Here is a 24,821-nt window from a genome sequence, read left to right as displayed (position 1 = left end):
ACATAGCAAAAAGGGCACCCGAAGGTGCCCTGTTGTCGGTTGGCGCGGGGTCGCCGCGCGGCCGTTCAGCGGTAACGGCGCAGGTCGTCCACCGCGATGCCGTTCATCGCACGGCTCAGGTCGGCCATGATGCGGGCGTCGCGCAGTGCGGCATTCCAGGTGCGCTCGTCCTCTGCCGCACGCCGGTGCGCATCCGACCAAGCCTTGGCAGCGGCACGCAGGCCCAGCACCGCGCTGCGCGCAGGTGCCGCCAGCAACGCCATTCCTGCGAAAGCTATCACCCACATCACCATCCAGCCGGCCAGCATGTGGCCATCGTTCCAGGTGTCCATGACCTGGTTGGCCACGACAAGCAGCGCGGCGACCAGCGCCGCCAGCAGCAGCGACGTTGCGCCGCGGGTGCCGTCAAAGCGGGCAGCGGTTTGCTTCAGATGGCTTGCGGCCTCTTCAATGCGTGCAATGCCGTGGTGCTGGACAGGAACATCGATGTGTACAAACTTCGTCATGATGCGACTCGTACGCCACTGTTGGCGAAATTGCCGGGCGGTGCAGCAATACTAGGGTTTACCCTGGTTTGTGTCTAATTTATATGTTGAATCACCCATATTCATCCGTGTGATGATTGCGGCATGCAGCCATTGAACTTTCGCACGCTGGATCTCAATCTGCTGCGCGTCTTTGACGAGGTCATGGCCGAGCGCAACCTGACCCGCGCCGCCGAGAAACTGGCCATCACACAGCCCGCCGTGAGCAACGCACTGCGCCGGCTGCGCGAGGTGCTGGGCGACGAGCTGGTCACGCGGCGCGGCCACGGCGTGGAGCCCACGCCGCGGGCACTGGCCCTGTGGCCCGCCGTACGGCACGCATTGGCACAGTTGCAGGAGGCACTTTCCCCCGGGCGCTTTGACCCGGCGTCCGCACAGACGACCTTCGTTCTGGCGATGGCCGACGCCACGGGTGCCACGCTGATCCCGCCACTCATCGAGATCGTGGAACGCGAGGCCCCCGGCGTCTCGCTGCGCGTGGTGCCGCTGACCACGCGCGACCCGCGCCGCCTGCTGGACGACGAGAGCGCCGACATGGCCGTGGGCTACTTCCCCGCCGTGCTGGCCGACCTCACGGCGCGGGCGCAGTCGGACAACGTGGTGGCGCACGAAAGCACCCGCCTCTACGATGGCCAGTACGTGTGCGTGATGCGCGCGGACCACCCGCTGGCCGCCGTGCCGATGACGCTGGACCTGTACTGCGCCGCGCGCCACCTGCTGGTGAGCTTCTCGGGCAAGCCCTTCGGCTTCATCGACGGGGCATTGGCCGCGTTGGGACGTGAACGCCGCATCGTGCTTACCGTGAACCAGTTCTTCACCGCGGGACGGGTGGTGGCCACCACGGACCTGCTCACCGTGCTGCCGCGCCACTTCGTCGGCGTGGCCAGCGTGCGCGACGAACTGGTGTGGCGCCCGCTGCCCATGACGCTGCCGCCCGTGCACGTGGACGCACTGTGGCACCGCCGGCGCAACCACGACCCCGCCCACCGCTGGCTGCGCGAGGCGATTGCGCGCGCCGCGCGCAACACGCCCGCCCCCATCCACCGCCAGGATTGACCCCACCCACTCACCCATGAAGCTGCAACTGCTGTCCGACCTGCACCTGGAAGCCCACCCGCATTTCACCCCCAGCCCCGCCGTTGGCGCCGATGTCCTGGTGTTGGCCGGCGACATCGGCTCTTACCAGGCCGGCTCGCTGCTGTCGGACGACGACTTCGGCCTGGCGCGCTTCTCCCCTCTGCCGCAGTACGCCGGATGGCCCACGCCGGTGGTCTTCGTCCCTGGCAACCATGAATACGACACGCAGGACTTCGACGCCGCGCATGCGCGCCTGCGCCGCACCTGCGACCGGCTGGGGCTGATCTGGCTGGAGCGTGAGAGCATGGTGCTGCAGGGGGTCCGCTTCGTTGGAACGACGCTGTGGAGCGACTTCGACGCGCTGGCCGACCACGCGGGGATCACCGACCCGGGCCAGCGACTGCAGCGGCGCGAGAAGGCGTTCCGCGCGGCCAACTTCTATCTCTCCAAGACTGGCAGCACCCGCCAGGGTGTGCCCTTCCTGGCCGCCGAGGTGCGCGAACAGGCCCTGGTTTGCCAGGCCTGGCTACGCAACGCGCTCGCACAGCCCTTTGCGGGCACGACGGTGGCCGTCACGCACTTCGCGCCCAGTCTGCTCAGCGCCGACCCGCGCTACGGCCTGGTGCCGGGCACGGCGGGGTTTTGCAATGCGCTGGACGACTGCCTGCCCCACGCCCAGCTATGGCTGCACGGCCATCTGCATGCGCCCAGCGACTACCTGGTGCGCGGGGCCCGCGCGGACGGCGCGCCCTGGAGCTGCCGCATAGTGGCCAACCCGCTGGGCTATGCCCGCAAGGGGGAGCAGGCAACCTTTCAGCCGCACTGCGTGCTCACCGTATGATGCGTGCGGGCCCTGCGCCCGCCACCGCGTACCGCATCAAAAATATGACTGAAGTCAAGACAACAGGCGCCAGCGCGGATTAGTCTGATTTCTCGTTTCCGGAGCACTTCGAATGAACATCCTGCTTGCTGTCGACGGCAGCACCTACACCAAGAAAATGCTGGCCTACCTGGCCGCTCACGACGAGATGCTGGGCAGCTCGCACACCTACACGGCCATCACCGTGCAGCCCCAGTTGCCTCCCCGCGCGCGCGCCGCGCTCGGCAAGGAAGTCGTGGACAAGTACCACGCTGAGGAAGGCGAAAAGGTGCTGTCGCCCGTCGTGAAGTTCATGGCGCGTCATGGCGTGCAGCTCAAGACCATGACCAAGGTGGGCCCGGCGGGCGAGACCATCGCCAAGGTGGCCGAGTCCGGCAAGTACGACCTGATCGTCATGGGCACGCACGGCCACGGCTCGCTGGGCAAGCTGGTGATGGGCTCGGTCAGCACGCAGGTGCTGGCCAACTGCCAGGTGCCGGTACTGCTGGTGCGCTGATCAGGCCACCCGCATGGCGGGGCCGCTCGCCAGGCCGCTCAGGCAGGTGTCCGCGGCCCAGTCAATGATGCACTCGTCCGCATAGCCGCGGTCGCGCAGCATGCCGAGCATGGGATCGGCATTGCGCGCCAGCAGCGCACACAAGATCACATCGGGCGGCAACTCGCGCCGCAGCTGTCCCTGGGCCTGCGCCTCGACGATCCAGCCGAGGATGCAGGCATGCACCTCCTGCATCGATGCCCGGTAGGCGTCGCAGGCGCGCAGCGCCTGGGCCAGCGCGGAGTTGCGGCTGGGCAGCAGCGGCACCTCGTCGGCCAGTTGCAACTGCAGCGTCCAGCACAGCAGCGCGTGCAGGCGCTGCATGGCGCCCAGTTCGGCCGGCAGCGCCGCCAGAAAGCGCTGCAGGCGCTCCACCACATGCACCATGGCGGCCGAGCACAGGTCGTCCTTGCCGGCAAAGTGTTTGTACAGGCTGGCCTTGGCAATGCCCACGGCCGCGGCGACCTCGTCAACGGTCATGGTCTCGAAGCCTTTTTCGCCCAGCAGGCGGCTCGCGGCCTCCACGATGGCATCCTCACGCGCCCGGAGCATCTGCTCCTTGAAGGACGGACGGGGCGGCTGCAACGTGTTCATGCGGGCGATGTTAGCGAGCCTTCACCCCACGCAGGCCGATAACCCTAAAGACCCCCATCCGCGTGTGCCGTCAGGCCGACAGGCACTGCGCCGCCGCGCTGGTGAGCGCATCGGCCAGCGCATCCAGCACTTCCGACTCCAGGTTCCATGAGTGCCAGTACAGCTGGATGGGCAGCGTATGGCCTGGCGCCAGGTCCACCAGCCGGCCCTGCTGCAGCCAGGGGCGCGCGAGCAGCTCGGGCACCACGCTCACGCCCCAGCCCGCGGCCACGGCGCGCACCTGGCCCTCCGAGCTGGGCACGAACACGCGGCTGAGAGACACGCGTTTCAGGCCAAAGGTGCGCGTGACGAACTCGGCCTGCATATCGTCCTTGCGGTTGAACGAGACGAAAGGCACGTCGCGGAAGTTGTGCGCCGTGAGCCCTTGCGGCAGTTGTCGGCGCGCCAGCTCTGGCGCGGCCACGGCGACGTACTGCATCGCGCCCAGGGGCACCATGCGGCAGCCGCGCAGCGCGCTCTTCAACGTCGTCACGCAGCCCATGACCTGGCCCGAGCGCAGCCACTCCTGCGTGAAGTCCTGGTCGTCGGCAATGATCTCCAGCGGCAGGCGCTGGCGCACCAGGTCGCCGAGCGCGTCCACCGCCCAGGTGGCGATGCTGTCGGCGTTGATGGCGATGGCGATGCGCTCTTCCTCGCGGCCGCCGCCGCGCCCGCTGGGCATGAGGTCCTGCAGATCGCGCTCCAGGTCGGCGCGCAGCAGGCGCAACTGCTTGGTGTGCTTGAGCAACAACTGCCCGGCCGAGGTGGGCTTGAGCGGCCGGCTGCGCACGATGAGCACCGAGCCCACCTGCGCCTCCAGCGCACGCAGGCGCTGCGACACGGCGGACTGGGTGATGTTCAGGCGGCGCGCGGCGCGCTCGAAACCGCCCTCTTCGACGATGGCGGCCAGGCATTCCAATGCGGCGGGGTCAAATGTGCTCACGGTCGGTATCCATTAGTCATTCTGATGAATTCCGAAGAAGTTTAATCACGCTTTTGTTTTTCATTGGGCCGCAGCACACTGCGCGCCATGAAAACCATCGTCCTGGGCGCCGGCATCATCGGCATTAGCACCGCCTGGCATCTGCGCGAGCGCGGGCATGAAGTCACTGTGGTCGACCGCCAGCCCGACGCGGCGCTGGAGACCAGTTTTGCCAACGCGGCGCAGATCTCGGTGAGCTACTGTGAGCCCTGGGCCAACCGCGAGGCGCCATGGAAGGCCCTCAAGTGGATGTTCGACAAGGAAGCGCCGCTGCTGTTTCGCCCCCAGCTCGACTGGGAGCAATGGCGCTGGTGCCTGAAGTTCCTGGCGCAGTGCAACGACACGGCCTTCGCACGCAACGTGCAGCAGATCGTGGCGCTGGGCGCTTACAGCCATGCCGCACTCAAAGAGCTGGTGCGCGTCACAGGCATCGAGTACCACCGGCTGGAACGCGGCATCGCGCACTTCTACACCGACCAGAAGTCCTTTGACGACGCGGCCCACGCCGTGGAACTGATGCGCCGCTTCGGCGTGCAGCGGCGCGTGGTCAGTCGCGACGAGCTGCTCGCCATCGAGCCGGCCTTCCGCGCTTACGGCGACCGCATCACCGGCGGCACCTACACCAGCACCGACGAGAGCGGCGACGCGCGCGTATTCACCCAGGCACTGGCCCGCCGCTGCACCGAGCGCGGCGTGCAGTTCCTCTACGGTCACGACGTGCTGCGCCTGAACCGCTCCGGCGACGCTATTGAATCAATAGCTATTCGCGCTCGCCAGGAAAGCGCTACAGGCCAAAAAGACCAAATACTGAAAGCCGATGCCGTGGTCGTTGCATGCGGCAGCTACAGCGCACCGCTGCTGCGGGGCGTGGGCGTGCACCTGCCCATCTACCCCGGCAAGGGCTATAGCGCCACGTTCCCGCTGCTCAAACCGGAGGGCGCGCCCATGGTTTCCACCATCGACGATGGCAAGAAGATCGCCATGAGCCGCCTGGGCAACGTGCTGCGCGTGGCCGGCACCATCGAGCTGGGCGGCTACGACCTGTCGCTGGACAGCCCTGTGGCGCGCGCGCGCTGCCACATGCTGTCGCGCCGCATTGAGACCATCCTGCCCGGCGTGTGCGACACGCGCACGCCCGAGGAAGGCGGAGATCCGCAGTACTGGACCGGCCTGCGCCCCGCCACGCCCACCAACATCCCGTTCATCGGCCGTACGCCGCTGCACGGCCTGTGGGTGAACGCCGGCCACGGCACGCTGGGCTGGACGCATGGCGCCGGCTCGGGCAAGGCGATGGCCGAGCTGCTGAGCGGCGAGCGGCCAGCCATGGACTTCGCCTTTCTGGGCGACGACACGCCCGCTGCCGCCTACGGGGCGCCGCGCCTGGCCTGAGCGGCTCGCACCTCAGCGTTTGCGCTGCACCAGCAGGTTGCGCTTGGCATCCTCGGGGTAGGCGAAGGTCACCGCGCCGGCCTGCACCTTGCCCATCACCAGCATGTTGGGGGTGATGGCTTCTTTCTCCTCGGCCGAGAAGGGCCGCTCGTAGGTCGCCACCACGCCGTAATACACGCGCTGCAGGTTCTCCAGCGAATGCTTGAGGGCCGTGCCGTTGACCTGCCCGTCGCGGATGCCCAGCAGTGCATACATCAGCAGGTAGGCCGCGTCGTACCCTTGCGCCGCCGCCATCGGCACGGCCGGGCGGCCTTTGAAGGCGCGCGCGTAGGTGCTCAGGAACGAGGCGCGGCGTTCGTTGCTGGGCTCGGCGATGAAGGTCTGCGCCGTCAGCGCTCCCTCGGCGGCGTCCTTGCCGCCCTGGATGAAGAACGGGAACGACAGCGTCCAGCCGCCGACCTGCGGCACCTTCCAGCCCAGCTCCTTGCGACCTTGGGCAATGACAGCGTTCTCCGGCCCTACGGTGTAGCTGAAGATGACCTGTGCGCCCGCATCGCGCGCGGCCTGCAACTGGGGCGCCAGGCTCTTCACGCCCAGAGGGAAGTTGGTCGCGTACACGGGCGTGAGCTGGTGCGCGGCGAGCGCCGCTTCCACGTCCTTGCGCCCGGCCTGGCCGTAGCCCGTGTCGTCGGCAAAGAGGGCCACGCGCGTCCAGCCGCGGCGCAGGATGTCCTCCACCACGAAGGGCGCCTGGATGTTGTCGGGGGCCGAGGTGCGGAAGATGAAGCTCTGCGCCGCCGGATAGGTGCGTGTCACAGGGGTGCCCGTGGCGCACGGCACGATCAAGGGCAGCTTCGCCTGCTGGAACACGTCCAGCGATTTCATCGCCACGCCGGTGTTGCAAAAGCCCAGGGCCGCCACCACGCCTTCTCTGGCCAGTTCCTGCGAGCGTTGACGGCCGGTGTCGGGCGAGCCCTGGTCGTCCTTGACCACCAGCTCCACAGGCCGGCCCAGGTAGCCGCCCACGGCGTTGAACTGCTCCACCGCGAGCTGGATGCCCTGCAGCATGGGCGTGCCGAAGTCCGACGACGGCCCCGAAAAGGGGCCGATGACCCCCACCTTCACGGGCTGGGCGCCCGCCATGCCCGCCAACGCCCACAGCGCCAGCGCCAGCGCCCCTGCCCAGTGTCTGGGTCTCATGGCCATCATCGCGTCTCCGCAATGTTGTGAAAAACACTCCAGCCTAACCAAAAGCGCGGGCGCGCGATGTGGTTTATTGCGCAGCGGTGCGCGGTCGCGGTCAGGGGCGGGTAAGCGATTTGCGGTGAGGGACCGCGCACGCGTTCAGTGCAGCACTGGCGCCGGGCCGGCCAGGAAGTCCAGCAGCGCCGCCTCGAAACCCTCGGGGTCTTCAAGCTGCGGCCAGTGGCCCACGCCGGGCAGCAGCACGGCACGCGCATCGGGCAGCACATGGGCCAGGGCGAGCAGTGCCTCGGGCGGAGTGCAGCGGTCGTGCTCACCCCCGATGAGCAGCGCGGGCACCTGCAGGCGCACAAGTTCCGGCGCACGCCGCGCGAAAGCCGTCAGGGCCTCCAACGCACGGCGGTAGGTGGCGGGCGGCACGCGGCCCATGGCGTGCCGTGCAAGCTGCAGCCCCTCGGGCAGCGCGCCGGGGCCGGCGTCGCGCGCCACGGTAGGGTCGGCCAGCCGGGCCATGTCCCGTCCATCGTCCAGGCCCGCAAGGCGCGGCGCCACCCACACGGCGGTGGCGGCCTCGTCCAGCGCCGGGCCGCCGGCACACAGCACCAGCCGCCGCACGCGCAGCGGTGCCCGCACGGCGATCTCCAGCGCCAGCATCGCCCCCAGGCCGTGGCCGACCAGCACCACCTGCTCGCACCGCAGGGCATCGAGCAACAGCAGCGCACGCTGGGCCAGGCCCTTGAAGTTGTAGGGCTCCACCGGCGCACTGCCGCCATAGCCCGGCATGTCCCATGCCACGGCGCGATAGCCCGCGGCGGCCAGGGTTTCCAGCGTCGGGGCAAAGCCCAGGTGATCGCTATCGGCATCGTGCAGCAGCAACACGGTAGGGCCGGAGCCGAGCAGGGAAAAGCGTGGAAGAAGAGACATCGCAGGGTCCAGGGCCGCAGGGCATGCGCGCTGCAGGCGCGCAGGTGCAGACTGATAATAGCCCTCCCATTGCCCTACGCGGCGCGCCCAAGGCGCCGCCCCCCTTCGTGAACAGCCGCCTGCCCCACCCGCCCTCCAGCCAACCTCCCGTCTTCACGCCACGCGAGTTCCGCGACGCGCTGGGCATGTTCGCCACAGGCGTGACCATCGTCACGGCGCGCGGGGAAGGCGGCGCGCTGATCGGCATGACGGCAAACTCGTTCAACTCGGTGTCGCTGGAGCCGCCGCTGGTGCTGTGGAGCCTGGGGCACAAGACGTCGTCGCTGCCCGCTTTTTCCCGTGCCACGCACTACGCCATCAATGTGCTGACGGTGGAACAGCGCGCCCTGGCCGAGCAGTTCGCCACGCGCGGCATAGACCGCTTCGCCGGCGTGGCCTACCGCCTGGGACTGAGCGGCGTGCCGGTGCTGGACGGCGCGGCGGCCGTGTTCGAGTGCTTCAACCGCAGCCAGTACGTGGAGGGCGACCACACGATCTTCGTCGGCCAGGTGGAGCGCTGCAGCCACCGGGAAGGCGCCTCGCCCCTGCTGTACCACGGGGGGGTGTTCTACACGGAGCATCCGCTGGGAAGCCTTTCGGCCACCGTAGCCCGCCCGATGGAGAAATAGCCGCCCCGGCTTGCGCCGGAGCGCGGGCACGCCCGGCCGCTTCGGGGCTGGGCGGAACGGGCCGGATATCTGCCCGTTACTTGGCTGTCGCCTCGGGCAGTTCGATCTTCACTTCCAGCACTTCCAGGTCGTCCTGGCGCTCGAAGTGGACCTTCAGGTCGTCGGCGTTGATCTTCACGTACTTGGAGATCACCGCCACCAGCTCGCGCTGCAGCGCGGGCAGATAGTCGGGCTGGCCGGCGCTGCGGCCGCTGCGCTCATGCGCCAGGATGATCTGCAGGCGCTCCTTGGCCACCGAGGCCGTCTTTTTCTTCTCGCCTAGCAGGAAGGACAGCAGGGACATCTCGCTTACCTCCCGCCGAAGATGCGCTTGAAGAAGCCGGGCTTGGCCGCCTCGATGAAACGCAGGGGCTTGTCCTCGCCCAGGAAGCGCGCAACCACGTCCTTGTAGGCCTCGGACACATCGGTGCCCGACAGGTGGATGGCGGGCAGGCCCTGGTTGGAGGCCTGCAGCACGCTCTCGGACTCGGGGATCACGCCGATGAGCTTGATGCGCAGGATGTCCTGGATGTCCTCCAGGCTCAGCATCTGGCCGTCTTCCACACGATGGGGGTTGTAGCGCGTGATCAGCAGGTGTTCCTTGACGGGCTCGCCGCCTTCGATGGCGCGCTTGGTCTTGCTGCTGAGCATGCCCAGGATGCGGTCGGAGTCGCGCACGCTGGAGACTTCGGGGTTGGTGACCAGCAGCGCCTCGTCGGCGAAGTGCATGGCCATCAGCGCACCGCTTTCGATGCCGGCGGGCGAGTCGCAGACGATGTAGTCAAAGCCCATGTCGGCGAGGTCCTTGAGCACCTTGCCCACGCCGTCCTGCGTGAGCGCGTCCTTGTCGCGCGTCTGGCTGGCGGCCAGCACGAACAGGTTCTCGCACTGCTTGTCCTTGATGAGGGCCTGGTTCAGGTTGGCCTCGCCCTGGATCACGTTGATCAGGTCATACACCACGCGGCGCTCGCAGCCCATGATGAGGTCCAGGTTGCGCAGGCCGACGTCAAAGTCGATGACGGCGGTCTTGTGGCCGGCGAGCGCCAGGCCCGATGCGAAGGCGGCACTGGTGGTGGTCTTGCCCACGCCCCCCTTGCCGGAGGTCACGACGACGATTTTGGCCATGTTCTGAGAGGTCCTTGCGTTGCGGTCTGTGGAGTAAGAAAGGGTGGGGACAGTCACAGCGGCTCGATGAGCAGCTTCTCACCGTCCAGCCGCACCTGGGCCGGCTTGCCGCGCACGTTGTCGGGCAGCTCGGTCTCGGTGGTGCGGTAGATGCCTGCCACGGAGACCAGTTGCGGCTCCATGCAGGTGCTGAAAATCCGGGCGCTGGTGTCGCCGCGCGCGCCGGCGATGGCGCGCCCGCGCAGCGGTGCGTACACGTGGATGTTGCCGTCGGCGATCACCTCGGCGCCAAAGCTGACCACGGCCATCACCACCAGGTCCGAGCCGCGGGCATACACCTGCTGGCCCGAGCGCAGCGGCTTGTCCACCACCACGGTCCCCGGCGCCGGCGCGGGCACGGGGACCTCGCGCACGACCTCCACCTCGCGGATGACCTCGTGGACCACCTCGCGGGGAGTGCTCTCACGCGGCGCCTGCATGCGGGGGGGCGGCGCGTCGGGGGCGGCAATCAGGCCCGCGTCGTGCGCGTCCTGCCTCTGCGCGCTGCTGCCGCCGCGCACGGCCACGGGCTGCGTACGATGGCTGCGCAGCGTCTTGACCAGCGCGGCGAAGTCGATGGGCTGCGGCTCGTCCTGCACGGCCGAGAGGTCGATCAGCACCGGGTCGTTGTCGAAAAATTCGGGGTCGTCGGCCCTGCGGGCGGCCAGCTCGGCGGCGATGCTGGCCACGTCGGTGGTCTTGAGCACCATGGCCACCACGGGCAGCTGGGCACTCTTGAGGTCTAGGTGGGTGCGGGCCTGGCCCGCCGTATCAACGGCCATGAAGCGGTTCGGATGGGAAAAAAGACGCCGCGCACGGGCGCCGCCTCGAAGCCGCAAAGTGTACCTGCGCTGCGCCGCTGCCACCGTATCAGGACGTGCGGCGAACCCAGGCGCACCCCAGGCCTGGGCCGCCGCGGATCTGGCTTCGCCAGTCCACCGGCTGCGCCCCCCTTCCCGCCGCGCAGCGCGGCGAGAGAAGGGGAAAGGCGCGCCAGCGCCGCGGGGGGATGCTCAGAACTTCGGAATGCGGATGCGGCTGATCATCAGCGAGCCCGACAGCGCGAACAGCAGCACCAGCGGGTGCAGCGTGAAGCCGCCGATCGTCACCGACCCCAGCCACAGCTGGCCGCGCACCGCGCCCACGCTGGCGGCCACGGCCATCAGGCCCACGAGCACGATGGAGGTGGGGATCGGCGTGCCCTCGAAGTACTTGACCTTGCCCGACGGGCCCTCGGCCAGCGTTTCGGCCGTGATGTTGAAGCGCGCCAGGCGCGACACGCCGCAGGCCACGAAAAAGGCCAGCACCACGCGTTCGTACAGCCCCTGCATGCCGCAGGCGTAGGCGATGATGGCGGGCGCCACGCCGAAGGAGATCACGTCGGCCAGCGAATCCAGCTCGCGCCCCATGGCCGAGCTTTTCTGCCGCCAGCGCGCGATGCGCCCGTCCAGCACGTCAAACACCAGCGCCGCCAGCACCAGCGCACAGGCGAAGTACACATGGCGCACGTCCGACGTTTCCAGATAGGTCATCGACGAGAACAGTGCCCCGACGCCGCACACCGCGTTGCCCAGCGTGAACCAGTCCGCGAGGTGGAACTCGCGGATCATCGAAAAGCGTTTGTGGGGAGAAGCCATGGCGGCATTATCGAACGGCCGCCGGGCCTTTCCTTGTCCGCCGATGGCTGATTCGGTCTACTGGAAACGCGGGGCGCGCTTCTCGATGAAGGCGGTGACCGCCTCGCGGTGGTCGGCCGTCTTGTGGGCGATGGCCTGGTAGCCGGCGGAGATCTCCAGCAGCGAGGCCAGCGAGGCGTGCTCGCCCTCGCGCAGCAGCCGCTTGGTCATGCGCATCACGGCGCCAGGGTTGGCGGCGATTTTTGCTGCCAGCGCACGCGCGGTGGGCAGGAGCTGGTCGGCCGGCACCACGCGGCTCACCAGGCCGCAGGCCAGGGCCTCCTGGGCGCTGATGGCCTCGCCGGTGAAAGCCATCTCGGACGCCTTGGCCATGCCCACGGCCCGCGGCAGCAGCCAGGCGCCGCCGTCGCCGGGCACGATACCCACGCGCACGAAGCTCTCGGCAAAGGTGGCGTTCTCGGCCGCGATGCGGATGTCGCACATGCAGGTCAGGTCCAGCCCCGCGCCGATGGCCGGGCCGTTGACGGCGCAGATCACCGGCACGTCGAGCTGGTACAGCGCGTTGGGGATCTGCTGGATGCCCTGGCGGTATTCCTCGCGGATCAGGTCGGGCGTGAGCGCATCGTCGAAGAAGCGCTGCATGTCCTTGACGTTGCCGCCCGAGCTGAAGATGGGCCCGGCGCCGGTGAGGATCAGCACCTTCACGCTGGCGTCCTTGCGCACGGTGTCGCACAGCTGCACGAACTCCTGCACGGCCGTGTTGCCGGTGAGCGCATTGCGCGTCTCGGGCTGATTCATGGTGGCGGTCAGGATGCCGCCGTCGCGTTCAATGGTCAGGAAGGCCATGGTGTCTCTCCGTAGTCAAAAATAGGAGCTTCCAGCGCACATTACTGCTTGATTTCAACATGAAAACACATTGAATTCCTTGATTGATATGCGCAAACAGCTATGGTTTTCAGAGCGCCATTTCCACATCGGTGATGCGGCGCACGAGGTCCAGCGTCAGCCCGCCGTGCGCCAGCAGCGCCTCGCCGGCCACGCCGTGCCAGTAAGACTCGCTGCCGGCCGTCTGGCGCCAGGCGTGCAGGCGGCGGGTAAACAGCTGCAGGTCGTATTCCGCGGTGAAGCCGATGGCGCCGTGGATGGCATGGGCGAACTCGGCCACAGCCAATGCGGCCTCGCTGCAGCGCGCCTTGGCGGTGGCCACACGCAGCCGGTCGGGCAGCACACCGGCGCCGTTGCAGCCCAGCTGCGCAGCCATGCGCGCGGCGAACACATGCTCGCTCATCACCGCCAGCTGGTGCTGGATGGCCTGGAACTTGCCGATGGGGCGGCCGAACTGCTGGCGCTCGTTGGCGTACTGCAGGGTGCGGCGGAACACGTCGCCCAACGCGCCGGCCATCTGCGGGGCCACCACGGCGGCCTGCAGGGTGCGTGCGTCTTGCGCGGCGTCCACCGGCACCCCGGGCGCGGCCTCCACCTGGGCAGCAGACCAGGCCAGGGCGGCATCCAGCGCCAGCGCCTGGGGCGCAGCCTGCGCATCGGCCGTGGCCAGCAGGTGCCAGGCGCTGCCAGCCTGCACCAGCACATGATCGGCCACCTGGCCGCCGCGCACCAGGGCGCAGCGCACGCCGCCATCCGGCAGCTGCTCGCCACGCGCCAGCGTGATACTGCCGGCGGGGCGAGCCACGCCGCCCTGGGCCAGCAGCGCGCGCGCCACCATGGTCTCGCCCAGCGGCAGCGGCAGCGCATGCGCGCCGCATTGCTCCAGCACGCCGAACACCTGTGTCAGCCCCAGCCCGGCGCCGCCGTCGTCCTCGGGCAACAGCGCGTCGGCCAGCCCCGTGGCCTCCAGTTGCGCCCACAGCAGCTGCGTCGCAGGCGCGGCGCGCCCGCCGGATTCGATGGCGCGCACCACCGGGGGGGTGCACTGGTCGGCCAGCACCTGGCGGGCCGCGTCGGCAAACAGATCGTTGTCTTGGCTCATGTCGTGGCTCCGTTTCAGCGCAGGCCCAGGCCCCGGGCGATCATCCCGCGCAGGATGTCGCGCGTGCCGCCGCGCAAAGAGAACGAGGGCGAGGCCTCGGTCACGTATTTCAGGGTCATCAGCAGCTCCACGGGCACGTCTTCCGCCTCGCGCGCAAACAGGTCGTCGGCGATGGCTGCGGGAATCATCTGCTCCAGCGTGGTGCCCAGCTCCTTGACCAGGGCGGCCTCCACGACGGGGCTGGCGCCCTGCACCAGCTTTTCCTGCACGGCCACCGACATGGCGCGCAGCGGTGCCAGCTGCGTGAGGACCTTGCCCGCCAGGCGCACCGCCGATTCGCTGCGGCCCTGGGGCGTGCGCACGTAGTCGAGCCACTGGTCGAACAGCACGATGGAGGAGAACAGGCGCTCGGGCCCGCTGCGCTCGAAGGCGAGTTCCGCCGTCACCTGCTCCCAGCCCTGGCCCTCGGCGCCGATGAGGGCATCCGGGCCCAACTGCACGTTGTCGAAGAACACCTCGCAGAAGTGGCTGTCGCCCGAGAGGTCTTCGATGGGGCGCACGGTCACGCCGGGCAGCGACAGGTCGACGATCACCTGCGACAGGCCCTTGTGGCGGTCTTCCGCCGTGCCCGAGGTGCGTACCAGCGCAATCATGTACTGGCAGTGATGGGCGTTGGTGGTCCAGATCTTCTGGCCGTTGAGCACAAAGCCCTGGTCGTTGGGCACGGCGCGCGTCTTCACGCTGGCCAGGTCGGAGCCGGAATTGGGCTCGCTCATGCCGATGCAGAAGAACGCCTCGCCCTTGCACACGCGCGGAAGGTAAAACTGCTTCTGCGCCTCGGTGCCGTATTTCAGGATCAGCGGCGCGCTCTGGCGGTCGGCGATCCAGTGCGAGCCCACGGGGGCGCCGCAGTTCAGGTATTCCTCGACCAGCACGTAGCGCGCGAACGCGCTGCGCCCGCCGCCGCCGTATTCGCGCGGCAGCGTGATGCCGATCCAACCGCGCTCGCCCAGCCGGCGGCTCAGCTGTGTGCTGTAGCCGCCCCACGAACGTGCCCGCACATGCGCGGGCAGGTCGCGCACCGCCTCTGCGAGGAAGGCGCGCACTTCGGCGCGCAGCGCCTCATCTTCCGGCGGAATGCGCGTGAGCGCGAGTGAATCCAGAACCGACATGGCCTATGCCCTTTTTCCTTGCTTAATCCAGCGATACGCCGGTGCTCTTGACCACTGACGCCCAGCGCGCCAGCTCCTTTTCGATATATGCGCCGTACTCGGCCGGCGTGGATCCCAGCGGCTCGGTGCCCTGGATGCGCAGCTTCTCCAGCACCGTGGGGTTCTTGAGCGCCTGCAGAAAGGCCTGGTTCAAGCGCTCGATGATGGGCGCGGGCGTGCCGGCCGGCACCATCACGCCCTGCCACGCGCCGGCCTCGAAGCCGTTCATGCCGCTTTCGGCCAGCGTGGGCGCTTCAGGGAAGTTGGGCAAGCGCTTGGCCGTGGAGACGGCCAGCAGGCGCAGCTTGCCGTCCTTGATGAAGGGGGCGACGGAGTTGATCGTGTCCGTCATGAAATGGATTTGCCCGGCCACCAGGTCGACGTCGGCCGGTGCGCTGCCCTTGTAGGGCACGTGCGTGGCCGCGATGCCGTAGTGCTGCGTGACCTGGAAGGCCGTGAGGTGCGTGACGTTGCCATTGCCCGCCGAGCCGTACGACAGCTTTCCGGGGTTCTTCTTGGCATAGTCCACGAGCTCGGCCACAGTCTTCACAGGCAGCTGCGGGTTGACCACCAGGCCCAGGGGCACCACTGCGGTGAGCGCGACAGGCGCGAGGTCCTTGCGCAGGTCGTAGCTCATCTTCTTGTAGAGCGCGGGGCTGAGCGCGAGGGAGGAGGTGTTGTAGAGCACCGTGTAGCCGTCGGGCGCGGCCTTGGCGACGAAGGCGTTGCCGATGTTGCCATTGGCGCCGGGCTTGTTGTCCACCACAACCGACTGACCGAGCTGCTCGCCCACGGCCTGCGCCAGCACGCGCGCCACCATGTCGGTGGGACCGCCGGGCGGGAACGGCACGACGAGCGTGATGGGCTTGTCCGGCCAGGCTGCGTGCGCGGCGCCGGCCAGAAGGGCTGCGCCGGCCAGTACGGCCAGGCGGCGGGTGATGCGAGCAGTCATGGGTGTCTCCTTCTTTGTGGTGAAAATCGGCTCTAACCCTTGCGCAGCAAGCGCAAGCAGCTATGTTTCATGTAGCTTCACGGCCGGCGAGCAGGCGCGTGGCCGTGTACTCCATCACCGGCTCGCCGCGCTGGTTGGTCACCGTGATGAGCGAGGTGACCACGGCGCGGTTGTTCTTGGAGGTGGGGCGGATGTCGGTCACTTCGACCACGGCGCCAATGCTGTCGCCCACGACGACGGGCGCGAGGATCTTCTGGCGCAGCTCCAGCATGGCCAGGCCCGTGCCCTGGATCATGCTTTGCAGGATGAAGCCTTCGATGAAGGTGTAGGTCAGCGCGCCCGGCACCGGGCGGCCCTGGATGGCGCCGCCCTCGTAGCCTTCCTCAATGAAGATGGCCTCCAGCATGCCGGTGGTGCTGATGAAGTTCACCAGGTCGGCCTCGGTGATGGTGCGGCGGAAGGTGCGCCAGCGCAGGCCCACCTTGAGGTCTTGCCAGTACAGGCCCTGGCCCATGCGGGGAATGTCTTGGTTCATGCGGTGCTCGGTTCGGAAGGTTGCAGGGCAGCAAGCTGGGCGTCGTCCAGGCCGGCGGCGCGCAGCAGCTCCTCGGTATGCTGACCCAGGCGCGGCGGCATGCCGATGGGCACCTGCGCGCCGTCGAAGCGCACGGACGAGCGCGGAAAGCGCACCTCGCCCATGGCCGGGTCGCGCACGGTGGCAAAGAACCCTGTGGCCACCAGGTGCGGGTCCTGCGGCAGCTCGTCCATGCGCGCCACGGGCGCGGCGGGAATCTCCAGCTGCGCGCAGGTGCGCAGCCAGTGCTGCGTGTCGTGCCGGGCCACATGCTCGCTCAGGATCTCCAGCAGCTCGGCGATGTGGCGCGTGCGGCTGGCCTGGTTGGCAAAGCGCGGATCGTCGGCCAGCTGCGGCTGCCCCACGGCGCTGAAAAAGCGGCGCCAGTGCGCGTCGGTGTAAGGCATCATGCAGACATGCCCATCCAGCGTCCTGTAGGGCTTGCGCCAGGGCGCCATCACGCGCGGGTAGCCTGCGCCGCTGAGCTTCGGCGTGAAGTGCATGCCGTAGAAATGCTCGACCAGGTTGAAGCCCACCATGGTCTCGAACATGGGAATTTCCACAAAGCTACCCTGTCCCGTGCGCTCGCGCGCGAACAGCGCCGCCAGGATGGCGTGTGCCGCCACCAGCGCGCAGGTCTTGTCCGCGGCGATGGTGGGCAGGTAGCGCGATTCGCCCGTCTGGCGCTGCATGAGATCGGCCAGGCCGCTCATGCCCTGGATCACGTCGTCGTAGGCCGGCAGGCCGGCGTAGGGGCCGTCCTCGGCAAAGCCGTGCAGCCCGGCGAACACCAGGCGCGGGTAGCGCGCGCGCAGCTGCTCGGGCGCCAGCCCCAGCTTGCCGAGCTTTTGCGGGCGCATGCTGTGCATGAACACGTCGGCCGTGGCCAGCAGCGCGTGCAGGGCCTGCTGCGCGGCAGGCTGCTTCAGGTCCAGCACCACGCTTTTCTTGCTGCGGTTGCAGCCCATGAACACGGCCGCCATGCCGGGCTCCACGGCGGGACCGGTGTGGCGCGTGGAGTCGCCCGCGGGCGGCTCGATCTTGATGACCTCGGCGCCGTAGTCGGCCAGCACCTGGCTCGCCAGCGGGCCGAACACCACGCTGGAGAGGTCGAGCACGCGCACGCCGGCCAGCGGTCCTTGGAAGCCGCTCATGCCACCACCCCCTGCGCGCGCAGCGCATCGATGGCCTCGGGCGCCAGGCCCAAGTGTTCGCGCAGCACGGTGTCGGTGTGCTGGCCGAGCTGCGGCGGGGTGTGGCGATAGGTGACCGGCGTGTCCGACAGGCGCATGGGGCTGGCCACCAGCGGCACGGCGCCGGCGCGCGGATGCTCCATGCGGATCTGCAAGCCACGCGCGCGCACCTGCGGATCTTCGAAGACCTCGCGCACGGTGTTGATGGGCCCGCACGGCACGGCGTGCTGCTCCAGCAGCGCGATCCAGTCGCGCGTCGTGCGCGTCGCCGTCACCTCGCGGATCAGCGGAATCAGCGCATCGCGGTGCGCGATGCGCGCGGCGTTGGTGGCAAAGCGCGCATCCTGCGCCCAGCCGAGCTGGCCCGCGGCGTGGCACAAGCGCGCGAACTGCCCGTCGTTGCCCACGGCCAGGATCATGTGGCCGTCCTGCGTGGGGAAGTCCTGATACGGCACGGTGTTGGGGTGGGCGTTGCCCATGCGCGGCGGCACCTGGTTGCCGTACAGGTAGTTCATGCCCTGGTTGGCCAGGCACGCCACGCCCACGTCCAGCAGCGCCAGGTCGATGTGCTGGCCGCGGCCGGTGTGCTCGCGCGCCTGCAGCGCGGCCAGGATGGCGGTGCTGGCGTACAGGCCGGTGAGGATGTCGGTGAGCGCCACGCCCACCTTCATCGGGCCGCCGCCGTCCTCGCCGTCGGGGCGGCCGGTGACGCTCATCAGCCCGCCCATGCCCTGGATCAGGAAGTCGTAGCCGGCGCGGTGCGCATACGGCCCGCTCTGCCCGAAGCCGGTGATGGAGCAGTACACCAGGCGCGGGTTGAGCGCGCTCAGCGAGGCATAGTCCAGCCCGTACTGCGCCAGACCGCCTGTCTTGAAGTTCTCCACCAGCACGTCGCACTGCTGCGCCAGGCGCCGCACCAGCTCCTGCCCTTCGGGGCGGGTGAAGTCGATGGTCACCGACTGCTTGTTGCGGTTGGTGCACATGTAGTAGGCCGACTCGCCCGTGGGCTGGCCGGCGGGGTCGGTCACGTAGGGCGGGCCCCAGGCGCGCGTGTCGTCGCCGCTGCCGGGGCGCTCCACCTTGATGACCTCGGCGCCCAGGTCACCCAGCGTCTGGGCGGCCCAGGGGCCGGCCAGCACGCGCGACAGGTCCAGCACCTTCACGTGCTGCAGCGCGCCGGGTTGCAGGGCGGCCGACGAGGTCATTGCAGCGGCACCTTGGCCTGGGTGACGATGCGCTTCCACAGCGCGATCTCGTTCTTCTGGAACTCGTGCATCTGGGCGGGTCCGCCGGTCATGGGCGTGGCGCCCAGGCGCTCGTAAAAGGCGCGGGTCTCATCCATCTTGGAGATGGTGGTGAACAGCTCGGCCAGCTTGGCGGTCTCGGCCGGGGGTGTCTTGCTGCTGACCATCGCGCCCACCCAGGTGTAGGCCTCGAAGCCGGGCAGGCCAGCCTCGCTGGCGGTGGGCACGTCGGGCGAGGTGGCCACGCGCTTGTCCGCCGCCACGGCCAGCACCTTGACGCGCCCGCCCTTGGCCAGCTCCTGCACGGCCGTGACTTCGGCAAAGGCGTAGTCCACGGTGCCCGCCGCGAGGGCGGTCATGGTCTCGCCGGCGCCCTTGAACGGCACATGCACGGTCTGCACGCCGGCGCTGTCGTTGAGCAGCTCGCCCATGAGCTGGTAGCCGGCCGAGCCCGCGCCGAAGTTCACCTTGCCCGGGTGGGCCTTGGCATAGCTGACCAGCCCCTTGAGGTCGGCAAACGGCGCCTGCGGGGCCGTGGCCAGCATGGCGGGCGAACGCATCATCATGGTCAGCGGCGCAAAGTCCTTCACCGGGTCGTAGGGCAGCTCCTTGAACAGCGCCGCGTTCACCGCCAGCGTGGAGTTGCTGCCGATGAAGACGGTGTAGCCGTCGGCCGGGGCCGAGAGCACCTGCTTGACCGCGATAAAGCCGTTGGCGCCGGGCTTGTTCTCCACCACCACGGACTGGCCCGTGAGGTCCTGCAGCTTGCGCGCAAAGTAGCGCGCCGAGGTGTCGGTGCCGCTGCCGGGCCCGAAGGGCACGACGAACTTGAGGGTCTTGGACGGGAAGGCCTGCGCCTGCACGGCGGGCGCGAGGGTGGTGCCCAGGGCCACGAGGCTGGCGCCCGCGAGGGCGCGCAGGGTGGTTCTGCCGTGGAATGCCATGTGCAATGTCTCCTTGGAGTCTCTGCTCCGCTACGGTGCCCCGCAAAGGGGTCGGAGTTGGCACTCTAGGCAGCACCTTGCATGCTGTCTAATATTAAAAGTTTTGATTTCAATACTTTTTTCATATCGCATGAACCTCCGGCAACTCAGCCAGTTCGTCGCATTGGCGGAAACCGGCAACTTCCACCGCGCGGCCGAGCGCCTGCACATGGCGCAACCGCCCCTGTCGGTGTCCATCCGCAAGCTGGAGGAAGAACTCGGCAGCCCCCTGTTCGAGCGCACCACCACGGGCGTGGTGCTCACCCCGGCCGGCGAAGCCATGCTGGGCGACGCCCGCCGCGCGCTGTTCCACGCCCAGCAGTGCCGCCAGGCGGTGCAGGACGCGCGCGAGGGCGAAGGCGGGCTGCTGCGCCTGGGCATCATCGGCTCGGCCACCTATGCGCTGCTGCCGCAACTCATCCCCTCGCTGCGCCAGCGCTATCCGCAGATCGAGTTGGAGCTGAGCGAAGCCACGTCGTCCGAGATCCTGGAGGGGCTGGTGTCGCGGCGCTTCGATGCCGGCCTGCTGCGCTACCCGGTGCTGGACCCGTGCGGCTTCGAGCTGCTGCCGCTGGACCGCGACGACTTCGTGCTGGCCGTGGCCGAGAGCAGCCCGCTGGCGCAGCGCGACGCCATCGCGCTGGCCGAGGCCGCGCACGAGCCCTTCATCATGTACCCGCAGCACAAGGTGCCCAGCCTCTCGGCCCTGGCCATGATGCGCTGCCAGTTCTCTGGCTTTGCGCCGCGCGTGGCACAGGAGGCGATGCAGGTGCAGACCATCATGAGCCTGGTGGCCTCGGGCCTGGGCGTGGGCCTGGTGGCCAGCGTGGCGCGGCAGGTGGTGCCGCGCGGCGTGAAATGCCTGGCGCTCACCGACAACCCGCCGGGCTTTCACGTGGGCATTGCGCTGGCGCGCCTGGCCGGCGGCACCAGCCGCGTGGTGGAGCGCTTCACGGAGCACGCGCTGCGCTTTGCCAGCGTGCCGCGCGTGGAAGGAGAGAACTGGGACAAACCGGGCTGAACCGCCCGTCCATCAAGCGTGATTAGCTATCTTTTATGAAGCACCACCGGCCGCACGCCGCGCGGCAAAGTCCACGTACCACGCCAGGCAGCCGGGATTGGCCATCGCGTCCGGGTTGACCACCTTGTCCATCGGCTGGCCCAGCAGCAGCTTCTTGACGGGCAGCTCCTGCTTTTTGCCGCTCAGCGTGCGCGGCACCTCGGCCACCTGCACGATTTCGTCGGGCAGGAAGCGCGGGCTCAGGCTGGCGCGGATGGCGTCGTTGATCCGCGCGCGCAGGCCGTCGTCCAGCACCAGGCCGCTGCGCAGCACCACGAACAGCGGCATGTAGCTGGCGCGGCCCAGGTATTCCAGGTCCACCACCAGGCTGTCGAGCACCTCGGGCAGGGCCTCGACGGCGCTGTAGATCTCGCTCGTGCCCATGCGCAGGCCGTGGCGGTTGATGGTGGCGTCGCTGCGGCCGTAGATCACGCAGCCGGGGCGGGCGCTGGAGCCGATCTCGATCCAGTCGCCGTGGCGCCAGACGGCCCCGGCCTCGGGCCCCAGATCCCCGCCGCCGGGCCTGCGGCCATGGCCGGGCGGGTACATGTCGAAGTAGCTGGCGCGGTAGCGCGCGCCATCGGCGTCGCCCCACAGGAACAAGGGCATGGACGGGATGGGCTGGGTGCACACCAGCTCGCCCACGGCGTCCAGTACCGGGCGACCTCGTTCGTCCCAGGCCTCGACGGCTGCGCCCAGCATGCGGCACTGCATGCGCCCGGGCGTTTGCGGCAGCTCGCGATTGCCGCCGATGAAGGCGCCCGCGAAGTCGGTGCCGCCGGAGATGTTGCACCACCAGACCTGCGGCACGCCCGCGCTGGCCAGGAGTTGCGATCCCCACCGCTGCACTTCGGCAGGCAGCGGCGACCCCGTGGAGCCCAGCACACGGATCGCCGACAGATCGCCGCAGGCCGCAGGGGTGATCCCGGCCTTCATGCAGTGGCCGTAGAACGCGGCGCCAGCGCCGAAGAAGGTCACGCGCTCCTCGGCCGCCATGCGCCACAGCACCGCCCAGTCGGGCCGCTCCTTGTTGCCGCCGGGGTTGCCGTCGTAGAGCACGCAGGTGGTGCCGCCCAGCAGGCCGCCGACCTGGGCGTTCCACATGATCCAGCCGGTGGAGCTGTACCAGTGGTAGCGCTCGCCCAGGGAGTTGGGCGCGTAGCTGCAGCCGATGTCGTTGTGCAGCACCGCCAGCTGCAGCATCACCAGCATCATGCCGCCATGGCCGTGCACGATGGGCTTGGGCAGGCCGGTGGTGCCGCTGGAATAGACGATCCACAGCGGGTGGTCGAACGGCAGCCACGCCGGTTCAAAGGCCACAGTCTCTGCATCATTTCGGGCGATGACGCTTGCGTAGCAAGCGGTATCAGCTACTGTTTTTGAAGCATCCAGGTTGTTCACCAGCACCACGTGGCGCAGCGTAGGCAGTTGCGCGCGCAGCTCCGCCAGCACGTCGCAACGGTCGTGGTCGCGCCCCCCATAGGTGACGCCGTCCACGGCCAACAGCACCGTCGGTGCGATCTGGCGGAAGCGGTCCAGCACCGCGTGCGTGCCCATGTCGGGCGCGCACAGGCTCCACACCGCACCGATGCTGGCGCAGGCCAGGAAGGCGACGATAGTCTCGGGGATGTTGGGCAGGTAGGCTGCCACGCGATCGCCGGGCCGTACGCCTTGGGCCCTCATGTGCAGCGCCAGCGCCGCCACCTGCCGGCGCAGCGCGGGCCAGGACAGCTCGCGGCGCTCGCCGCGTTCGTTGCGGCCGATGAGGGCCGGCTGGCCCGCGGCCTGTGCGGCGTCCACATGGCGCAGCACCTGGCGCGCGTAGTTCACCTGCGCGCCGGGGAACCACTGCGCGCCGGGCATCACGTTCTTTGCGAGTACCGCGCTGTGCGGCGTGGGCGACTGCAGGTCGAAATAGTCCCAGACGCTCTGCCAGAAGGCGTCCAGATCGGTGGTGGACCAGCGCCAGAGCGCGTCGTAATCGTCAAAGCGCAGGCCGTGCTGCGCCTGCAGCCAATCCTGGTAGCGGCGTATCTGGGGCGCGTAAGGCGGGTGTGTTGGGGGGATGTTGTGGTGTGTCTCCATGCGCACAGCCTAGCGCGGTCGCTGCCTCCGTGCGCGCCACGCACGTGACAACTGGCCGGCCGCACCTCGCCGGTCGCACCTGGCCGGCGGCACCTCGCCGGCCGCACCTGGCCTCAGCGCCGCGGCTGCTCCGTCACGCTGGTGATGGCATAGCCCTTGTCGCGCAGCTGCCGTCCGGGCTCGGGAATACCAAGGTCGTTCCAGTGCGCCTGGGTTTCGTCCCGTTCCACGGCGCGGTGCTCGCAGTTCCAATCGGTATTGATGGCCTCCTGCGGTATGGGCTTGCCCTCGGGCACGGCCAGATGGGAATAACGCCCCTCGGCTTCGGATCGGCGGTAGATGTCCACGCGCATGTCGGGTCCTTTGCTTGCTGGTTGCAGGGTTCTCCACTGTAGTGAGACCATCGCCCGCCCGGCGTAGGAAGCGGCCGCATGGCCGCCGTGCTTGACGCAAGGCAAGATCGCCCCTTTCCGCCCTGCCGACAATTGCCCGCTGTTGCCACTGCCGGCGGCCTGTTTCTGAATCATGACAACACAAGACGTTTCCTCTCAGCGCAGCGACGTGCTCATCGTGGGTGCGGGGCCTGCCGGGCTGTCGCTGGCGGCCTCGCTGGCCCAGGCCGGCATGCAGGTCACGGTGCTGGAGCAGCAACCCGCTTCCACGCTGGCCGCGCCCCCGGCCGACGGGCGCGAGATCGCACTCACCCACCCCAGCGTGGCCACGCTGCAGCGCATCGGCAGCTGGCAGCGCCTGGCCGCGCACGAGGTCGGCCTGCTGCGCGAGGCGCAGGTGCACGACGGCCCCGTGGGCCAGCGCGGGGCCATGCAGCTGCACGCAGGCGGCAGCGGCGTCCAGCATCTGGGCTGGATCGTGCCCAACCACGCGCTGCGCCGCACGGCCTACGAAGTGGCCGCGCACACGCCCGGCGTACGACTGGTCACCGAGGCGCGCGTCACGCGCGTGGCCGTCACGCCCGCGCATGCCGAGCTGGAATACACCGACACCCGCAACCTCGACGCAGCGCCCCTGCGTCTGCAGGCCCCGCTGCTGGTGGCGGCCGACAGCCGCTTTTCCGCCACGCGGCGCCAGTTGGGCATTGGCGCGGCCATGCACGACTTCGGCCGCACGGTCATCGTCTGCCGCCTGCGCCATGAGCTGCCCCACCACGAGGTCGCGCACGAGTGCTTCGGCTACGAGCAGACGCTGGCGATCCTGCCGCTGCCGGGCGACCTGGTCGATGGCGCGCCGATGTGCTCGGCCGTGGTCACCACCGGCGCGGCGCATGCGCAGGAGCTGCTGGCACTGCCCCCTGAGGCATTCGCCGCACGCGTACAAGCCCAGTTCAAGGACCGCCTGGGCGCCATGCGGCTGGTGGGCGAGCGCCACGCCTACCCGCTGGTCGCCGTGTATGCGCACCGCTTCGCCGCCGCGCGCTGCGCGCTGCTGGGTGACGCGGCCGTCGGCATGCACCCGGTGACGGCGCACGGGTTCAACCTGGGGCTGGCGGGTGTGGACAGCCTCACGCGCACTCTCACCCAGGCACGCGAGCGCGGCGCGGACATCGGCGCCGCCAGCGTGCTGGAGGGTTACGCGCGCGGCCATCACCGCCACGCCTGGCCGCTGTACCAGGGCACGAATGCCATCGTGCGCCTGTACACCGACGACCGGCCGCTGCCCCGCCTGCTGCGCCAGGTGGTGCTGGCGGGCGCCAACCGGCTGCCGCCCCTCAAGGGCGCCATCGTGAGCCAGCTCACAGGCCGGCGCCCCGCCTGGCCCAGCGCCGCACCTTAGCGCGCACACCGTGATCCAACTGGAGGGGCAGGCGTTCGCTGCCTGTCCCGGCCTGCGTCCTGCGG

At 69.0% G+C, this 24,821-nt stretch carries 26 protein-coding genes; 7 read left to right on the top strand and 19 right to left on the bottom strand.

From position 1 onward, the window contains the following. Nucleotides 1-65 precede the first annotated feature (65 nt). Nucleotides 66-506 (bottom strand): hypothetical protein, encoded by a 441-nt coding sequence (locus tag K2L43_RS00500; protein ID WP_088887960.1) that lies wholly within the window; start codon nucleotides 504-506, stop codon nucleotides 66-68. 123 nt (nucleotides 507-629) lie between these two features. Between K2L43_RS00500 and K2L43_RS00495 the strand changes: the two genes are divergently transcribed. The 3 genes from K2L43_RS00495 (at nucleotide 630) to K2L43_RS00485 (ending at nucleotide 2,998) form a co-directional block, all read left to right on the top strand. Further along, nucleotides 630-1,601 carry a LysR family transcriptional regulator gene (locus K2L43_RS00495; protein ID WP_220638265.1) on the top strand — a complete coding sequence of 324 codons (972 nt, stop codon included), beginning with the start codon at nucleotides 630-632 and terminating at the stop codon, nucleotides 1,599-1,601. 16 nt (nucleotides 1,602-1,617) lie between these two features. Further along, nucleotides 1,618-2,463, top strand: coding sequence for a metallophosphoesterase (locus K2L43_RS00490; protein WP_220638264.1), 846 nt, complete (start codon nucleotides 1,618-1,620; stop codon nucleotides 2,461-2,463). Nucleotides 2,464-2,575: 112 nt separating this feature from the next. Next, nucleotides 2,576-2,998 (top strand): universal stress protein, encoded by a 423-nt coding sequence (locus tag K2L43_RS00485; protein WP_103736928.1) that lies wholly within the window; start codon nucleotides 2,576-2,578, stop codon nucleotides 2,996-2,998. Here the strand turns inward: K2L43_RS00485 and K2L43_RS00480 are convergent, their stop codons facing one another. Together K2L43_RS00480 and K2L43_RS00475 are read right to left on the bottom strand one after the other, a co-directional pair. Beyond that, complete coding sequence (locus K2L43_RS00480; protein ID WP_011803543.1) at nucleotides 2,999-3,631, bottom strand: TetR/AcrR family transcriptional regulator; 633 nt, start codon at nucleotides 3,629-3,631, stop codon at nucleotides 2,999-3,001. A 70-nt stretch (nucleotides 3,632-3,701) separates the two neighbouring features. Further along, nucleotides 3,702-4,613 carry a LysR family transcriptional regulator ArgP gene (locus K2L43_RS00475; protein ID WP_220638263.1) on the bottom strand — a complete coding sequence of 304 codons (912 nt, stop codon included), beginning with the start codon at nucleotides 4,611-4,613 and terminating at the stop codon, nucleotides 3,702-3,704. Between the two features lie 87 nt (nucleotides 4,614-4,700). On the opposite strand from K2L43_RS00475, the gene K2L43_RS00470 reads away from it, so the two are divergent. Continuing rightward, nucleotides 4,701-6,041 carry a D-amino acid dehydrogenase gene (locus K2L43_RS00470; protein WP_220638262.1) on the top strand — a complete coding sequence of 447 codons (1,341 nt, stop codon included), beginning with the start codon at nucleotides 4,701-4,703 and terminating at the stop codon, nucleotides 6,039-6,041. Between the two features lie 12 nt (nucleotides 6,042-6,053). On the opposite strand, the gene K2L43_RS00465 is transcribed toward K2L43_RS00470, so the two are convergent. Both K2L43_RS00465 and K2L43_RS00460 read right to left on the bottom strand, forming a co-directional pair. Next, a complete protein-coding gene (locus tag K2L43_RS00465) occupies nucleotides 6,054-7,250 on the bottom strand; it encodes an ABC transporter substrate-binding protein (protein ID WP_220638261.1) in 1,197 nt (398 codons plus the stop codon). 135 nt (nucleotides 7,251-7,385) lie between these two features. Then, nucleotides 7,386-8,168 (bottom strand): alpha/beta fold hydrolase, encoded by a 783-nt coding sequence (locus K2L43_RS00460; protein WP_220638260.1) that lies wholly within the window; start codon nucleotides 8,166-8,168, stop codon nucleotides 7,386-7,388. A 107-nt stretch (nucleotides 8,169-8,275) separates the two neighbouring features. On the opposite strand from K2L43_RS00460, the gene K2L43_RS00455 reads away from it, so the two are divergent. Further along, nucleotides 8,276-8,836, top strand: a complete 561-nt coding sequence (locus K2L43_RS00455; RefSeq protein ID WP_172205065.1) for a flavin reductase family protein — start codon at nucleotides 8,276-8,278, stop codon at nucleotides 8,834-8,836. Nucleotides 8,837-8,912: 76 nt separating this feature from the next. Here K2L43_RS00455 and minE read toward each other — a convergent pair whose 3' ends face one another. The 12 genes from minE to K2L43_RS00395 all read right to left on the bottom strand — a co-directional run bounded on the left by minE (nucleotide 8,913) and on the right by K2L43_RS00395 (nucleotide 19,781). Next, complete coding sequence (gene minE / locus K2L43_RS00450) at nucleotides 8,913-9,179, bottom strand: cell division topological specificity factor MinE (RefSeq protein WP_011803537.1); 267 nt, start codon at nucleotides 9,177-9,179, stop codon at nucleotides 8,913-8,915. A 5-nt stretch (nucleotides 9,180-9,184) separates the two neighbouring features. Beyond that, the gene (minD, locus tag K2L43_RS00445) at nucleotides 9,185-10,000 is read right to left on the bottom strand and encodes a septum site-determining protein MinD (protein WP_011803536.1); all 816 of its coding nucleotides are present in this window, start codon (nucleotides 9,998-10,000) and stop codon (nucleotides 9,185-9,187) included. 53 nt (nucleotides 10,001-10,053) lie between these two features. After that, on the bottom strand, nucleotides 10,054-10,821 hold the full coding sequence (gene minC, locus K2L43_RS00440; RefSeq protein ID WP_220638259.1) for a septum site-determining protein MinC: 768 nt from the start codon (nucleotides 10,819-10,821) through the stop codon (nucleotides 10,054-10,056). Nucleotides 10,822-11,052: 231 nt separating this feature from the next. Further along, entirely contained in the window at nucleotides 11,053-11,676 is a 624-nt protein-coding gene (gene pssA / locus K2L43_RS00435) for a CDP-diacylglycerol--serine O-phosphatidyltransferase (RefSeq protein ID WP_220638258.1), read from the bottom strand. A 57-nt stretch (nucleotides 11,677-11,733) separates the two neighbouring features. Further along, nucleotides 11,734-12,522 carry a crotonase/enoyl-CoA hydratase family protein gene (locus tag K2L43_RS00430; protein WP_220638257.1) on the bottom strand — a complete coding sequence of 263 codons (789 nt, stop codon included), beginning with the start codon at nucleotides 12,520-12,522 and terminating at the stop codon, nucleotides 11,734-11,736. Nucleotides 12,523-12,631: 109 nt separating this feature from the next. Beyond that, nucleotides 12,632-13,663, bottom strand: a complete 1,032-nt coding sequence (locus tag K2L43_RS00425) for an acyl-CoA dehydrogenase family protein (protein WP_220638256.1) — start codon at nucleotides 13,661-13,663, stop codon at nucleotides 12,632-12,634. A 14-nt stretch (nucleotides 13,664-13,677) separates the two neighbouring features. Further along, nucleotides 13,678-14,835, bottom strand: a complete 1,158-nt coding sequence (locus K2L43_RS00420; protein WP_011803531.1) for an acyl-CoA dehydrogenase family protein — start codon at nucleotides 14,833-14,835, stop codon at nucleotides 13,678-13,680. A gap of 22 nt (nucleotides 14,836-14,857) precedes the next feature. Next, nucleotides 14,858-15,826 (bottom strand): tripartite tricarboxylate transporter substrate binding protein, encoded by a 969-nt coding sequence (locus tag K2L43_RS00415; RefSeq protein WP_220638255.1) that lies wholly within the window; start codon nucleotides 15,824-15,826, stop codon nucleotides 14,858-14,860. Nucleotides 15,827-15,893: 67 nt separating this feature from the next. Beyond that, complete coding sequence (locus K2L43_RS00410) at nucleotides 15,894-16,361, bottom strand: MaoC family dehydratase (RefSeq protein ID WP_011803529.1); 468 nt, start codon at nucleotides 16,359-16,361, stop codon at nucleotides 15,894-15,896. Further along, nucleotides 16,358-17,554, bottom strand: a complete 1,197-nt coding sequence (locus K2L43_RS00405) for a CaiB/BaiF CoA-transferase family protein (protein WP_011803528.1) — start codon at nucleotides 17,552-17,554, stop codon at nucleotides 16,358-16,360. The genes K2L43_RS00410 and K2L43_RS00405 overlap by 4 nt, the downstream gene beginning before the upstream one ends. Then, the gene (locus K2L43_RS00400; RefSeq protein ID WP_220638254.1) at nucleotides 17,551-18,798 is read right to left on the bottom strand and encodes a CaiB/BaiF CoA-transferase family protein; all 1,248 of its coding nucleotides are present in this window, start codon (nucleotides 18,796-18,798) and stop codon (nucleotides 17,551-17,553) included. Before K2L43_RS00400 ends, K2L43_RS00405 begins: the two co-directional genes overlap by 4 nt. Continuing rightward, nucleotides 18,795-19,781, bottom strand: coding sequence for a tripartite tricarboxylate transporter substrate binding protein (locus K2L43_RS00395; RefSeq protein WP_220638253.1), 987 nt, complete (start codon nucleotides 19,779-19,781; stop codon nucleotides 18,795-18,797). The genes K2L43_RS00400 and K2L43_RS00395 overlap by 4 nt, the downstream gene beginning before the upstream one ends. Nucleotides 19,782-19,911: 130 nt before the next feature. Here K2L43_RS00395 and K2L43_RS00390 point away from each other — a divergent pair, with 130 nt between their 5' ends. Next, complete coding sequence (locus K2L43_RS00390; RefSeq protein ID WP_220638252.1) at nucleotides 19,912-20,841, top strand: LysR family transcriptional regulator; 930 nt, start codon at nucleotides 19,912-19,914, stop codon at nucleotides 20,839-20,841. 33 nt (nucleotides 20,842-20,874) lie between these two features. Here the strand turns inward: K2L43_RS00390 and K2L43_RS00385 are convergent, their stop codons facing one another. Together K2L43_RS00385 and K2L43_RS00380 are read right to left on the bottom strand one after the other, a co-directional pair. Beyond that, the gene (locus K2L43_RS00385; RefSeq protein ID WP_220638251.1) at nucleotides 20,875-22,965 is read right to left on the bottom strand and encodes an acetoacetate--CoA ligase; all 2,091 of its coding nucleotides are present in this window, start codon (nucleotides 22,963-22,965) and stop codon (nucleotides 20,875-20,877) included. 113 nt (nucleotides 22,966-23,078) lie between these two features. Continuing rightward, on the bottom strand, nucleotides 23,079-23,318 hold the full coding sequence (locus tag K2L43_RS00380) for a DUF6139 family protein (RefSeq protein ID WP_012655189.1): 240 nt from the start codon (nucleotides 23,316-23,318) through the stop codon (nucleotides 23,079-23,081). 172 nt (nucleotides 23,319-23,490) lie between these two features. Between K2L43_RS00380 and ubiM the strand changes: the two genes are divergently transcribed. Further along, the gene (gene ubiM / locus K2L43_RS00375; RefSeq protein WP_220638250.1) at nucleotides 23,491-24,756 is read left to right on the top strand and encodes a 5-demethoxyubiquinol-8 5-hydroxylase UbiM; all 1,266 of its coding nucleotides are present in this window, start codon (nucleotides 23,491-23,493) and stop codon (nucleotides 24,754-24,756) included. The last annotated feature ends 65 nt before the right edge of the window (nucleotides 24,757-24,821 follow it).

Source organism: Diaphorobacter sp. MNS-0 (genome assembly GCF_019602835.1).
Lineage (GTDB): Bacteria > Pseudomonadota > Gammaproteobacteria > Burkholderiales > Burkholderiaceae_C > Diaphorobacter > Diaphorobacter nitroreducens.
Note: the sequence above shows the minus strand (reverse complement) of the source record. Positions and strands in the feature narration are given on the sequence as shown.